Source organism: Actinosynnema sp. NPDC050436 (assembly GCF_040655415.1).
Lineage (GTDB): Bacteria > Actinomycetota > Actinomycetes > Mycobacteriales > Pseudonocardiaceae > Actinosynnema.
The window spans coordinates 1-12,949 of sequence record NZ_JBFAJV010000016.1; the positions used below are offsets into that span (position 1 = coordinate 1).

The 12,949-nt window shown below is 71.7% G+C and carries 12 protein-coding genes; 5 read left to right on the plus strand and 7 right to left on the minus strand.

Annotated features, from left to right (window positions below; all coding sequences use genetic code 11):
* Window positions 1–276: 276 nt before the first annotated feature.
* On the minus strand, window positions 277–1,041 hold the full coding sequence (locus AB0I60_RS30320; protein ID WP_360735691.1) for a methyltransferase domain-containing protein: 765 nt from the start codon (window positions 1,039–1,041) through the stop codon (window positions 277–279).
* 49 nt (window positions 1,042–1,090) lie between these two features.
* Here AB0I60_RS30320 and lysS point away from each other — a divergent pair, with 49 nt between their 5' ends.
* From lysS to AB0I60_RS30335, 3 genes are all read left to right on the plus strand, one after another.
* Window positions 1,091–2,602 (plus strand): lysine--tRNA ligase, encoded by a 1,512-nt coding sequence (lysS, locus tag AB0I60_RS30325; RefSeq protein WP_360735693.1) that lies wholly within the window; start codon window positions 1,091–1,093, stop codon window positions 2,600–2,602.
* A 115-nt stretch (window positions 2,603–2,717) separates the two neighbouring features.
* Window positions 2,718–3,065, plus strand: coding sequence for an Lsr2 family protein (locus tag AB0I60_RS30330; RefSeq protein ID WP_015097814.1), 348 nt, complete (start codon window positions 2,718–2,720; stop codon window positions 3,063–3,065).
* 736 nt (window positions 3,066–3,801) lie between these two features.
* A complete protein-coding gene (locus tag AB0I60_RS30335; protein ID WP_360735696.1) occupies window positions 3,802–6,360 on the plus strand; it encodes an ATP-dependent Clp protease ATP-binding subunit in 2,559 nt (852 codons plus the stop codon).
* Between the two features lie 111 nt (window positions 6,361–6,471).
* On the opposite strand, the gene pcp is transcribed toward AB0I60_RS30335, so the two are convergent.
* Window positions 6,472–7,113 carry a pyroglutamyl-peptidase I gene (pcp, locus tag AB0I60_RS30340; RefSeq protein ID WP_360735698.1) on the minus strand — a complete coding sequence of 214 codons (642 nt, stop codon included), beginning with the start codon at window positions 7,111–7,113 and terminating at the stop codon, window positions 6,472–6,474.
* A gap of 18 nt (window positions 7,114–7,131) precedes the next feature.
* On the opposite strand from pcp, the gene AB0I60_RS30345 reads away from it, so the two are divergent.
* Entirely contained in the window at window positions 7,132–8,100 is a 969-nt protein-coding gene (locus AB0I60_RS30345) for an endonuclease/exonuclease/phosphatase family protein (protein ID WP_360735700.1), read from the plus strand.
* Here AB0I60_RS30345 and AB0I60_RS30350 read toward each other — a convergent pair.
* The 3 genes from AB0I60_RS30350 to AB0I60_RS30360 form a co-directional block, all read right to left on the minus strand.
* On the minus strand, window positions 8,072–8,857 hold the full coding sequence (locus AB0I60_RS30350) for a Sir2 family NAD-dependent protein deacetylase (protein ID WP_360736005.1): 786 nt from the start codon (window positions 8,855–8,857) through the stop codon (window positions 8,072–8,074). The two genes, AB0I60_RS30345 and AB0I60_RS30350, sit on opposite strands and share 29 nt — an antisense overlap.
* 76 nt (window positions 8,858–8,933) lie before the next feature.
* Window positions 8,934–9,245 carry an antibiotic biosynthesis monooxygenase gene (locus AB0I60_RS30355; protein ID WP_360735702.1) on the minus strand — a complete coding sequence of 104 codons (312 nt, stop codon included), beginning with the start codon at window positions 9,243–9,245 and terminating at the stop codon, window positions 8,934–8,936.
* Between the two features lie 42 nt (window positions 9,246–9,287).
* A complete protein-coding gene (locus tag AB0I60_RS30360; protein WP_360735704.1) occupies window positions 9,288–10,772 on the minus strand; it encodes a M1 family metallopeptidase in 1,485 nt (494 codons plus the stop codon).
* Window positions 10,773–10,789: 17 nt separating this feature from the next.
* On the opposite strand from AB0I60_RS30360, the gene AB0I60_RS30365 reads away from it, so the two are divergent.
* Complete coding sequence (locus AB0I60_RS30365; RefSeq protein ID WP_360735706.1) at window positions 10,790–11,533, plus strand: alpha/beta hydrolase; 744 nt, start codon at window positions 10,790–10,792, stop codon at window positions 11,531–11,533.
* On the opposite strand, the gene AB0I60_RS30370 is transcribed toward AB0I60_RS30365, so the two are convergent.
* Together AB0I60_RS30370 and AB0I60_RS30375 are read right to left on the minus strand one after the other, a co-directional pair.
* A complete protein-coding gene (locus AB0I60_RS30370) occupies window positions 11,482–11,991 on the minus strand; it encodes a 2'-5' RNA ligase family protein (RefSeq protein ID WP_360735708.1) in 510 nt (169 codons plus the stop codon). The genes AB0I60_RS30365 and AB0I60_RS30370 overlap by 52 nt on opposite strands.
* 1 nt (window position 11,992) lies before the next feature.
* Window positions 11,993–12,868: an A/G-specific adenine glycosylase gene (locus tag AB0I60_RS30375; protein WP_360735710.1), complete on the minus strand. Its 876-nt coding sequence runs from the start codon at window positions 12,866–12,868 to the stop codon at window positions 11,993–11,995.
* Window positions 12,869–12,949: the final 81 nt, after the last annotated feature.

Here is a 12,949-nt window from a genome sequence, read left to right on the forward strand (position 1 = left end):
AGAGTCCTCGCCGGACGGGCGAGCCGCCAAGGATGACGGAAGTGCGTGGGTCGTCGTGTCATCCCCGTGTGGCCCGGTCGGGAGACAACCACCCTTGGCCAGGTCATGCAAGCGAAGGGCGTGCTTGCATGACCTGGCCAAGCGCGGTTCGCCGGCGCGCGGGCCACACGGGGATGACACGACTCGGGTGGGTGGTGTGCGCGGGGCGCGCGTTGGTGGGTGTGGGCGTGCGTGTGGGCGTGCGTGTGGGTGTGGGGCGTGCGTGGGGGGTGTGGATCAGGTGCGGCGTAGGCGGGCTGCTTCGGTGGTCAGGGGGAAGTCGAACTCGCCGTTGGCCGTTTCCGGGGTGTTCTTCAGGTAGGTCAGCAGGCCGGCCAGCAGGTGTTCTCGTTCCTGCGCCGGGATCACCAGGGTGTGCGAGTGGGTGCTGATCATGGTCACCAGCGACTCCGCCGTCCGGCGGTGGGCGTGGGGGAACTCGCGGACTTCCAGGGGGCCGAACTTCTCGTGCTCCGGCACGGTCTCCTCCACCGTGCCCGGCACGCTGGCGCTCGACTTGCCCAGCTCGTCCAGCTTCGCCACCCACGGAACGGTGGTGTCGGCGGTGTTCCACAGGCACGCCAGCACGCCTCCCGGGCGCAGCACCCTGGCGATCTCGGTCAGCGCCTTCGCCTTGTCGAACCAGTGGAACGCCTGTCCGACCAGCACGGCGTCCACGGTGCCGTCCGGGAGGGGGATGCGTTCCGCCGTCCCCGGCAGGGCCCGCACGCAGCCGTGCCGGCGGACCAGTTCCGACAGCATCGACTCGTCGGGCTCCACGGCGGTGACCTGGTGGCCTTCCGCGACGAGCCCGCCGGTGAGCTTGCCGGTCCCCGCCGCCAAGTCCACGACGCGGTGCGCTCCGCCGCCCAGGGGTTCCAGTGACCACCGGATGGCGGCGGCGGGGTAGTCGGGGCGGTGTTCCGCGTACGCGGCGGCATGTGCTCCGAAGGAGTTCGCCCGGCGAGCACTCAAGTCATCACTCGTCACCGGCCCCACCATAGTGAGAACCGGTTCGATTCCCCGAGAGGTCTTTCCGTACGCTGCCCCCGTGAGTGAGCAGCCTGCGAACCCTTCCGCCACCAGTGACGACGACCTTCCCGAGCAGCTTCGGGTGCGCCGGGAGAAGCGGGCGCGGCTGCTGGAGCGGGGGGTCGATCCGTATCCGGTCGAAGTGCCCCGCACGCACACGTTGCGCGAGGTCCGGGAACGGCACCAGGGGCTCGAACCCGATGTCGCCACCGGTGAAGTCGTCGGTGTGACCGGACGGGTGATGTTCATCCGCAACACCGGCAAGTTGTGCTTCGCCACGCTGCGCGAAGGCGACGGCACCGAACTCCAGGCCATGCTCAGCCTGAACGGGGTCGGCGAGCAGTCCCTCGCGGAATGGAAGTCCGACGTCGACCTGGGCGACCACGTATTCGTGCGCGGCGAGGTCATCACGTCCCGGCGCGGCGAACTGTCCGTGATGGCGGCCGAGTGGCGGTTGACCGCCAAGTCCCTGCGCCCCCTGCCGGTCGCGCACAAGGAACTGGCCGAGGAAACCCGCATTCGGCAGCGGTACGTCGACCTCATCGTGCGCGAGCAGGCCCGGGACACCGTGCGCAGCCGGGCGGCCGTCGTGCGGTCCCTGCGGGACTCGTTCCACCGGCGCGGATTCGTCGAAGTCGAGACCCCCATGTTGCAGACGTTGCAGGGGGGCGCGTCGGCCCGGCCGTTCGTCACCCGCTCGAACGCCCTGGACATCGACCTGTTCCTGCGGATCGCCCCTGAGCTGTACCTGAAGCGGTGCGTGGTGGGCGGTATCGAGAAGGTCTTCGAGATCAACCGCAACTTCCGCAACGAGGGCATGGACTCGTCCCATTCGCCCGAGTTCTCGATGCTGGAGTACTACGAGGCGTACGCCACTTACGAGACGAACGCGGTCCTCACCCGCGAGCTGATCCAGGAGGCGGCGCTGGCCGTGACCGGCTCGTTGCAGGTGACCCTGGCGGACGGCTCGGAGTACGACCTGGGCGGCGAGTGGACGACGCTCGGCATGTACGAGTCGCTGTCCGAGGCCGCCGGCGAGGCCGTCACGCCGGAGACCTCCGCCGAGGAGCTGCGCAAGCTCGCGGACCGGGTGGGGCTGGAGGTGGACCCGAAGCCGGGCCACGGCAAGCTGGTCGAGGAGCTGTGGGAGCACCTCGTCGGCGACGGCCTGCACGCGCCCACGTTCGTCCGGGATTTCCCGGTGGAGACCTCGCCGCTGACCCGGCGGCACCGCACGCGGGCCGGCGTGGCCGAAAAGTGGGACCTGTACGTGCGCGGATTCGAGTTGGCCACGGGTTACTCCGAACTGGTCGACCCGGTGGCGCAGCGCGAGCGGCTGGAAGCCCAGGCGCGGTTGAGCGCCGCCGGGGACGCCGAGGCCATGCCCGTGGACGAAGACTTTCTGCGATCGCTGGAGTACGGAATGCCACCGAGCGGTGGTGTCGGAATGGGCATCGACCGACTGCTGATGGCCATCACCGGCCTCGGTATCCGGGAGACCATCCTGTTCCCCCTCGTGCGACCTGAATGAAGTAACTTCTCGGACTCCGGTCTGCGCATTGCCGTACTTGTGCGCTAACCTGCACTCGACAATGCTTTGGTCGCGGTCGGGGAACACCGCGCATTCGGAGTCCAGGAGGATACGCATGGCGCAGAAGGTCACCGTGACCCTGGTCGATGACCTGGACGGCGGGAAGGCCGAGGAGACGGTCGGCTTCGGTTTGGACGGCGTGTCCTACGAGATCGACCTTTCTTCGGGCAATGCGGGCAAGCTCCGCGACGCACTCGCCGACTTCGTCGCCGGCGCTCGCAAGGCCGGGGGCCGCAAGCGCGGCCCGGGCCGTCCGGCCGGTGTGAAGGCCGCACGTCCCGCCTCGGCCGACCGCGAGCAGAACCAGGCCATTCGGGAGTGGGCCCGCAAGCAGGGGATGAAGGTGTCCGACCGCGGGCGCATCCCCGCCGAGGTGCTGGAGGCCTACCACCAGCAGGGCTGACGTGTGATGAGGCGTGGTGAGGTGTGATGGGGCGCGATTGCGTGGCGTCCGCCACGTCAATTACGCCGTACGGCGAAGGGGCACCGGGTGAAACCGGTGCCCCTTCGCCGATGTCGGGAAAGATCATGCGGGTGCAGTAGATCTTGCTCGTCGTCGGATGGTGAAGTTCATAACGATGTGCGATGTGAGATGCGCGGTGCACGGTGTGCCGGCGAGTGTCGAACTGCGTATGGCGGTGTGTGGCCGTGTATGGCGGCGGGTTGCTTTAACAAGCGGGTTGGTCGACCTGTTTTTGGGTGGCGGTCGGGACTCGCGGTGGCCGTTTATCGGGCAGCGGTGCCGGTGGTGGGGAGCCGGGTGCGCGGGCCGGTGTGAGGCGGGCGCGTGGGGAGGTGGCCCGGGTGGGGCGCACGGGTGTCCGGGGGCCGGTGCTCCCGGCTGAGGGTTGCCTTACCTTGGCGAGGGTCGCTCGGGTTGGCGGGCATCGTGACGCCGATCACGTGGGTTGCCTCCGAACGGGGGGTTGTTCGCGCTCAGCGGACATCGCCCGATCTGTGGAATCTGCCTGGCAGATCACGCGTTGGTACCGGTGTCAGAGATCCTCGACAGCGACTGCACGCGAACGGGAACTGAGAGTGTCCGGGCCGGCGACTACAGTGGTCCCACGGTGCCGCGCTCTCCACGGTATGCCAGTGGTGAGCCCGAGGACCGCCGGCGCAGCAGTCAGGGAGTGCGAATGTTCGAAAGGTTCACCGACCGCGCGAGGCGGGTGGTTGTCCTGGCCCAGGAAGAGGCCCGGATGCTCAACCACAACTACATCGGCACCGAGCACATCCTCCTGGGGTTGATCCACGAGGGTGAAGGTGTCGCCGCCAAGGCGCTGGAGTCGTTGGGGATCGCGCTGGAGGGCGTCCGCCAGCAGGTCGAGGAGATCATCGGCCAAGGGCAGCAGGCCCCGTCCGGCCACATCCCCTTCACCCCGCGCGCCAAGAAGGTGCTCGAGCTGTCGTTGCGGGAGGCGCTCCAGCTCGGCCACAACTACATCGGCACGGAGCACATCCTGCTCGGCCTGATCCGCGAGGGCGAGGGCGTCGCGGCGCAGGTCCTGGTCAAGCTGGGCGCGGACCTCAACCGCGTCCGCCAGCAGGTCCTCCAGCTCCTGTCCGGCTACTCCACCAGCAAGGAGACGGCCGAGTCCGGCGGTCGCGGTGAGGGCACCCCGTCCTCGTCCCTGGTCCTCGACCAGTTCGGGCGCAACCTGACCGCCAGCGCGCGGGAGGGCAAGCTCGACCCGGTGATCGGGCGCACCAAGGAGATCGAGCGGGTCATGCAGGTGCTGTCCCGCCGCACCAAGAACAACCCGGTCCTGATCGGCGAGCCCGGCGTGGGCAAGACCGCCGTGGTCGAGGGCCTGGCGCAGATGGTCGTCAAGGGCGAGGTGCCCGAGACGCTCAAGGACAAGCAGCTCTACACCCTCGACCTGGGCTCGCTGGTGGCCGGCTCGCGCTACCGCGGTGACTTCGAGGAGCGCCTGAAGAAGGTGCTCAAGGAGATCCGCACGCGCGGCGACATCATCCTGTTCATCGACGAGATCCACACCCTGGTCGGCGCGGGCGCGGCCGAGGGCGCGATCGACGCGGCCTCGATCCTCAAGCCGATGCTGGCCCGGGGCGAGCTCCAGACGATCGGCGCGACCACGCTCGACGAGTACCGCAAGTACGTCGAGAAGGACCCCGCGCTGGAGCGCCGGTTCCAGCCGATCCAGGTCGGCGAGCCGTCGCTGGAGCACACGATCGAGATCCTCAAGGGCCTCCGCGACCGGTACGAGGCGCACCACCGCGTCTCGATCACCGACGCGGCCCTGGTCGCCGCCGCCACGCTGGCCGACCGGTACATCAACGACCGGTTCCTGCCGGACAAGGCCATCGACCTCATCGACGAGGCGGGCGCGCGGATGCGCATCCGCCGGATGACCGCGCCGCCGGACCTGCGCGAGTTCGACGAGAAGATCGCCGACGTGCGCCGCGACAAGGAGTCCGCGATCGACGCGCAGGACTTCGAGCGGGCCGCCAAGCTGCGCGACTCCGAGAAGCAGCTCCTGGGCCAGAAGGCCGAGCGGGAGAAGCAGTGGAAGGACGGCGACCTCGACGTCGTCGCCGAGGTGGACGACGAGCAGATCGCCGAGGTCCTGGCGAACTGGACCGGCATCCCGGTGTTCAAGCTCACCGAGGAGGAGACCACGCGTCTGCTCCGCATGGAGGACGAGCTGCACAAGCGGATCATCGGCCAGGTCGACGCGGTCAAGGCCGTGTCGCAGGCGATCCGCCGCACGCGGGCCGGGTTGAAGGACCCGAAGCGCCCGTCCGGCTCGTTCATCTTCGCCGGCCCGTCCGGCGTCGGCAAGACCGAGCTGTCCAAGGCGCTGGCGAACTTCCTGTTCGGCGAGGACGACGCGCTCATCCAGATCGACATGGGCGAGTTCCACGACCGGTACACCGCGTCGCGGCTGTTCGGTGCCCCTCCCGGCTACGTCGGCTACGAGGAGGGCGGCCAGCTCACCGAGAAGGTGCGCCGCAAGCCGTTCTCCGTCGTGCTCTTCGACGAGATCGAGAAGGCGCACCAGGAGGTGTACAACACGCTGCTCCAGGTGCTGGAGGACGGCCGCCTGACCGACGGCCAGGGCCGGACGGTGGACTTCAAGAACACCGTCATCATCTTCACGTCCAACCTGGGCACGTCGGACATCTCCAAGGCCGTGGGCCTGGGCTTCACCTCGGGCCAGGACACCGCGTCGAACTACGAGCGGATGAAGAACAAGGTCAACGACGAGCTGAAGAAGCACTTCCGCCCGGAGTTCCTCAACCGCATCGACGACATCATCGTGTTCCACCAGCTCACGCAGGACGAGATCATCAAGATGGTCGACCTGATGATCGCCCGCGTCGAGGCGCAGCTGAAGAACAAGGACATGGCGATCGAGCTGACCGACCGGGCCAAGATGCTGCTCGCCAAGCGCGGCTTCGACCCGGTGCTCGGTGCCCGTCCGCTGCGCCGGACGATCCAGCGCGAGATCGAGGACCAGCTGTCGGAGAAGATCCTGTTCGGCGAGATCCAGCCGGGCCAGATCATCATCACCGACGTCGAGGGCTGGGACGGCGAGTCCGAGGCCGACGACAAGGCGCACTTCGTGTTCCGGGGTGAGTCGAAGCCGTCGAACGTGCCGGACGCGCCGCCGGTGGACCTGGCCTCGTCGGCCGGTGGCGACACCGGTGAGGGCGACTCCGAGTCCGCCTGACACGTGTGGTGAGCGGCTGAGCGGGCCCGGGAGTCCCCCGGGCCCGGCTCCTGCTCGGCGAACGCCCCCTGGAGCTTCCAGGGGGCGTTCTGCGCGTGCGGGGCGTTGGAGTCAGTGCAGGGTGCCTGCGGTGGTGTGCAGGTCGGTGGTGCGGGCGGCCGTGGTGCGGATGATCAGCTCCAGGGCGCGGGCCGTGGTGTCCAGGTCGAGGTTCGGCGCGTCCGCGTGGCCCTGGCCCGGCGCGAACGGCACGTGCACGAAACCGCCCCTGGTCGTCGGGAACTCCGTGGCCAGCAGGTGCATCAGCCCGTAGAACACGTGGTTGCAGACGAACGTCCCGGCCGTGTGCGACACCGACGCCGGGATGCCCTCCGCGAGCAGCGCCGCCACGCACGCCTTCACCGGGAGGGTGCCGAAGTACGCCGCCGGCCCGCCCGCCACGACCGGCACGTCGATCGGCTGGTGGCCCGCGTTGTCCGGGATGCGGGCGTCGTCCAGGTTCACCGCGACCCGCTCCGGCGTCACGCCCACCCGTCCGCCGGCCTGCCCCACGCACACCACCACGTCCGGCGAGTGCGCCACCACCAGTTCCCGCAGCACGTCCAGCGACCGCCCGAACTCGCACGGCAGCTCGGCCGCGACCAGGTCGAACCCGTCGTCCCCGGCTCGGTCGGCGACCAACCGCACCGCGTCCCAGGACGGGTTGGTGGCGTCGCCGCCGAACGGTTCGAAGCCCGTCAGCACAACTCTCACTCGGGCAGACTAGATGTCGTGGTCGCCCTCGCAGAACGCCGTCCTCGCCGCAAGGCGGTCACGTTCCTGCTGGTGTTGGCCACGGTGGCGTTCTGCGCCGCCGCCGCGCTGCGGCTGCTGGGCATCGACGGCACCCGCCACATGGTCGCCACCACCGCCCTGACCCCGTACTCCGCCGCTGCGGGCGTCCTGCTCGCGGCGGTGGCGCTGCTGCTGCGCCGCTGGGCGCTGGGCACCACCGCCCTGCTGCTGTCGTTGGTGCTGGTGGCGGCCGTCGCGCCGCGCGCCTTCCCGGACCCCCGCCCGGTCGGCACGGGTCAGGACGTGCGGGTGCTGTCGGCGAACCTGCACCACGGCGGGGCCGACGCCGCGGCGCTGGTGGGCGCGGTGCGCGACCACCGGGTCGACGTGCTGGCCCTCCAGGAGCTGACGCCGGGTGCCGTCGCCGCCCTCGACCGCGCCGGGCTGGCCGACGTGCTGCCGCACCGGGTGTTCCTGCCCGCGCCGGGCGCGGCCGGGTCCGGGCTGGCCGCGCGCCACCCGCTGACCACGCGCGCGCTGCCGGCCAGGACCACGTTCCCGCAGGCCGCGGCGCTGGTGTCGGTGCCGGGCGCGGACGTCGAGGTGGTGTCCGTGCACACCCTGGCCCCGACCGTGCCGGGCGGGCCGGTGCCGTGGCAGCGCGACCTCGCCGGGCTGCCCGAGCGCGACCTCGACGGGCCGGTGCGGGTGCTCGCCGGCGACTTCAACGCGACCCTGGACCACGTGGGCCTGCGCCGCCTGCTCAACCGGGGCTACGTCGACGCGGCGGACCAGGTCTGCGAGGGGCTGACCCCGACGTGGCCGTCGCGCGGGTACTGGCCGCCGGTGGTGCTCGACCACGTGCTGGTGGACAACCGGTGCCCGGTCGAGGAGTTCCGGGTGCTCGACCTGCCGGGCACGGACCACCGGGCGGTCGTCACCCGGTTCGTCGTGCCCGACCCGTGAGCCGGTCCAGCTCCGCGAGCGCCGCCGCCGCGCCCATCGGCAGCGACACCCCGCGCCCGTGCCGCACCTCCGGCTCGCGCGGGTTCACCCTGATCAGCGCGCCGGACGCGGCACTGGCCAGCTCCGCCTGCCGGCGCACGGTCGGCACCGCCAGGCCCGCGCCGACCTCCAGCACGACCAGGTCGCGGACCGACCGGCGCCACGCGGTGAGGTCGTCCAGCGCGCGCCGGCTCGGGCCGGGTACCCACGACCAGTCGCCGAACATGAGGATGTTGGGCCGCGCCAGGCCGCCGCACGAGCGGCACGCGGGCAGCGGCGGGACGGCCCGCATGGTCTCCGGGTCGACCCGCACCACCACGTCGTCGGCGGGCCACACGTCGTCCGTGCACGGCTCGACGCACTGGAGGTGGTGGATCGACCCGTGCACCTCGGCGACCCCGGTGAACCCGGCCCGCTGGAACTGCCCGTCGACGTTCGAGGTGAACACCCGCGCGCCCCACGACCGCAGCACGGCGAACCCGGCGTGCGGCTGGGTGCGCCGGTAGAGGTCCAGCCGGTGGCCGTAGAAGCCCCACGCCAGCGCGGGGTCGTCCACGAAGTGCACCGGGTCGGCGAGCTGCTCGAACCGCAGCCCGAGCCGGGCGTAGGGCGGGTAGGCCCGCCAGAACCCGTGGTCGCCCCGGAAGTCGGGCAGGCCCGAGTCGACGCCCATCCCGGCACCCGCGCAGACCAGCACCGCGCCCGCGCCGGAGATCAGCTCGGCCGCCCGGTCGAGCGCGTCCCGGTGGTGCGGTGCTGGTCCGGGTCTCGCGGGGGGATCCGGTGCGGACCGGTCAGTCACGCTTCGGCGTGGAGCTGAGCACGACCTCGAACTCCAGCAGGTCGGCCCCGGTGGCGACGGGCTTGGCCCGCTCGCCCGCGTGCGCCTCGCGCGCGCCGCCGTTGCGCCAGTTGTCGAAGTCCGCGTCGGTCTCCCAGTGGGTGACGACGAAGTACCGCTCGTCGCCGGCCACCGGCCGCAGCAGCTGGAAGCCGAGGAACCCGGGCGACGAGTCCACCGCGCCGAGCCGCGCGGCGAACCGCTTCTCCAGCTCCGGGCCGGCACCGTCGGGGACGTGGATCGCGTTGATCTTCACCACTGCCATGGCACCGACGGTAGCAGGGCACGAGCGCGCCGAGCGGGTGCGCTACTTCCGCAGCCCGTCCGGCCACAGGTGCTCCTCGGCCGGGACGGTGTCGCCCCGGAACCACGCGGCGAAGAACCCGTCCAGGTCCTGGCCGGACACCTGCTCGACGTGCGCCTCGAACTCGGGCCACGACGCGTTGCCGTCCTGGTGCCGGGCGAGCCAGGTCCGCAGGACCTCGCCGAACGCGTCGTCGCCGACCTGCCGGCGCAGCGCGTGCACCGCGAGCCGGCCCTTGTCGTAGACGCCCCGGAACTCGTTGCCGCGCCCCATGTCGTAGAGCTTGCGGTTCCAGTACCCGGCCGAGTCGCGGGTCCGCGCGACCTCGCCCCGGTACTTGTCGTCGAGGTCCACCCCGTCCTTCGCCTCGGCCCACAGCCACTGGGCGTAGCTGGCGAAGCACTCGTTGAGGCAGATGTCGGCCCACGACCGCAGCGTCACCGAGTCGCCGAACCACTGGTGGGCGTTCTCGTGCACGACGGTTTCCAGGTCCGCCCACCCGGCGTAGACGGGCCGGGTCTGGGTCTCCAGGGAGAAGCCGATGTCGTCGGCCAGGAAGATGCCGCCCGCCGACCGGAACGGGTACGGCCCGAACCGGGACGCCAGGAACTCCAGCACCTCCGGCAGCCGCTCCTGCTGCTCCCGCGCCCGCGTCGCGCCCGGCGCGTACGCGTTCACCACGGGGGTGCCGTCCGGCAGGGTGGTCCGGTCGACGGTCCACTTGTCGATGGCGATCGTGGTCAGGTAGGTGGCCATCGGCTGCGGCGCGTCCCAGCGGTAGGTGGTCCAGCCGCCCTCGCGGGTGGTCTCGCCCTCCGCGCCGTTCGACACCACCGACCAGCCGTCCGGCACCCGGGCGGCGAGCCGGAACGCCGCCTTGTCGCGCGGTGTGTCGTTGGCCGGGAACCAGGTGGTCGCCGAGTGCGGCTCGCCCGCCGCGAACGCGCCGCCGGACGCGGACACCTGCCACCCGCTGCGGCCCAGCGCCCGGTCCTGGAACAGGGTCGGCACGCCGCCGTAGGTGACCGCGACGACGAACTCCTCGTCCCGGGCGAGCGGTGCGGCGGGCGTGATCACCAGCTCGTGCTCGCCCTCCTGGCGGAACTGCGCGCGCTGGTCGCGGACCGACACCTCGGACACCTCCAGCTCGTGGAGGTCGAGGTTGAAGCGGCTGAGCCGGTCCGTGGCGACGGCCGTGATCAGCGCCTTGCCCTCCAGCCGCCGGGTGGCCGGGTCGTAGCTGACGGCCAGGTCGTACCCGCGCACGTCGTAGCCGGTGTTGCCGTCCTGCGGGTAGTACGGGTCGCCCGCGCCGTCGCCGCCCTCGGCGTCGGCGACCGCCGGCGCGGTGGTCGGGACCTGCGACGGGCCGGGCCCGGCCTGCGGCGTCCCCGGCTCGCCGGGCAGCTCGGCGACGAGCACCCCGGCGATCACCAGCGCGACGGCGGCGACGAGGAGGTAAGGGCGGGCCTCGGGGCTCAGAGCCATGTCGCCATGATGCACGCATGAGCTTCGTGGAGTTCGGCGGATCGGGTCAGGGCATCCTGCTGTTGCACGGCCTGATGAGCCGGGCCACCACGTGGTGGACGGTCGCGCAGTGGCTCAAGCCGCACGGCCGGGTGGTGGCGACCGACGCGCGCGGCCACGGCCGCAACCCGCAGCGCGGCCCGTACCGCACGGAGGACTTCGTCGCCGACGCCGCCGCCACCGTCGAACGGCTCGACCTCGCGCCCGCCGTGGTGATCGGCCACTCGATGGGCGGCCTGCACGCGTGGGCGCTCGCCGCGACCCGGCCCGACCTGGTCCGCGCGGTGGTCGCCGAGGACGTGGTGCCGGACAACACCGGCCGCTCGGTGGACGAGTGGCGCTGGTACTTCGACTCGTGGCCGGTGTTCGAGTCGCCGGCGCACATCCGGTCCGTGGTGCGGGTGCCCCGGGCCGAGGAGATGTTCGAGGAGCGCGCGGACGGCTGGCACCTGATCGCGCGGCTGGACGACCTCTACGAGATCGCCGCCGAGTGGGGCGAGCGGTCGTACTGGGAGTTCGTGGACGCGATCCGCTGCCCGACGCTGACCGTCGAGGCCGGCCGGGGCGGGGCGCGGGCCGGGCAGATGGCGGAGGTCGCCCGTCGCACGGGCGGCGCGCACCTGCTCGTCCCGGAGTCCGGGCACGTGGTGCACGACGAGGCCCCGGAGGTCTACCGGGGCGCGGTGGAAGCCTTCCTGAGCGGGTCGACCTCCCCGGTCTGAGTGTCGACCACGGACATCTCCCGGACCTTGGCGCGGATCGGCTCGACGGGGTGCAGCGCGGCGAACGCCCGGCCGATCTCCTCGTCGGGCACGCCGTGCAGGAGCGTGCAGTGCGGCACCCAGGTGCCCGGCAGGTAGTAGGCGTTGGGGTTCTTCACCCGCCCCGCCAGCACGTCGTGGACCGCCGAGTGCACGGCCAGCAGCTCGTTGTCCACCACCGCGCCCAGTTGCAGGACGTTCTCCGCCGTGCCGAACGCGCCCAGGGTGTGCAGCCACAGGTCGGGCAGCCACAGCCGGGACAGGTCCTCGCGCAGCTCGGCGCGGACCTTCGGCCCGATCGTGCCCGCGACGGCGTAGGTCAGGTGCGGCGGGTACTCGAAGGTCGCGCCGATCCGCCGCCACAGGGCGCGGACCCGCGCGTCCGCCTCGGCGTCGAAGAACACCACCAGCGCGTGCACGTCAGTGCTCGCCGGGCAGCGCGAACAGGCCCGTGGCGGTCTGCTCGACCAGCCCGTCGACCAGCAGCGAGTCCAGGCACCGGTCGCGCTGGCCCGCGTCGGACCAGACCACGTCCAACCGGGTCTTGGCGACCGGCTCGGAGGTGCCGCGCAGCACGTCCAGCAGCAGCCCGCGCACCTGCCGGTCGGTGCCGGCGAACTTCTGCACGGCCTTGGCCGGCCCGTCGTAGGCGGGACGGCCGTTGCGCTGCCACGCGCACGTGGCGAACACCGGGCAGTCGGCGCACTGGGGCGCGCGGGCCGTGCAGACGACCGCGCCCAGCTCCATCAGCGCCGCCGAGAACACCGCCGCCGCCGCGTCCTCCTCCGGCAGCAGGACCTGCACGTCGTTCATGTCCCGCGTGGTCGACGGCGGTCCGGCGTCGCCCGCGCCGTGCACGGCCCGCGCGACCACGCGGCGGACGTTCGTGTCGACCACCGGGCACCGCCGGCCGTAGGCGAAGGCGGCCACCGCGCGGGCGGTGTACGCGCCGATGCCGGGCAGCGCGAGGAGCGTCTCGACGTCGTCGGGGACCACGTCGTCGTGCTGGGTGGAGATGGCCCGCGCGGCTTCGTGCAGGCGCAGCGCCCGCCGGGGGTAGCCGAGCTTGCCCCACGCCCGCACGACCTCGCCCTGGGTGGCGGCGGCCATGGCGGACGGCGTGGGCCAGCGCTCCAGCCAGTCGTGCCAGACGGGTTCCACCCGGGCGACGGGTGTCTGCTGCAACATGATCTCGCTGACCAGCACGCCCCACGCGGTGCACTCGGGCTTGCGCCAGGGCAGGTCGCGGGCGGTGTCGGCGAACCAGTCGATGAGGGTCTGCGCGTCCAGGCTCATAGCGCGCGCCAGTGTTCCAGAACGGCCGGCGCGGATCGACAGCCGGCGCGCGGCACTCCCGCACGGGTGGACCGGGCGCGG

Excerpts from the sequence above, each read along its gene's own strand:
- AB0I60_RS30330 (WP_015097814.1), top strand. The coding sequence starts at position 2,718 with ATGGCGCAGAAGGTCACCGTGACCCTGGTCGATGACCTGGACGGCGGG.
- AB0I60_RS30355 (WP_360735702.1), bottom strand. The coding sequence starts at position 9,245 with ATGGCAGTGGTGAAGATCAACGCGATCCACGTCCCCGACGGTGCCGGC.
- AB0I60_RS30335 (WP_360735696.1), top strand. The coding sequence starts at position 3,802 with ATGTTCGAAAGGTTCACCGACCGCGCGAGGCGGGTGGTTGTCCTGGCC.
- AB0I60_RS30375 (WP_360735710.1), bottom strand. The coding sequence starts at position 12,868 with ATGAGCCTGGACGCGCAGACCCTCATCGACTGGTTCGCCGACACCGCC.
- AB0I60_RS30320 (WP_360735691.1), bottom strand. The coding sequence starts at position 1,041 with ATGGTGGGGCCGGTGACGAGTGATGACTTGAGTGCTCGCCGGGCGAAC.
- AB0I60_RS30360 (WP_360735704.1), bottom strand. The coding sequence starts at position 10,772 with ATGGCTCTGAGCCCCGAGGCCCGCCCTTACCTCCTCGTCGCCGCCGTC.
- AB0I60_RS30365 (WP_360735706.1), top strand. The coding sequence starts at position 10,790 with ATGAGCTTCGTGGAGTTCGGCGGATCGGGTCAGGGCATCCTGCTGTTG.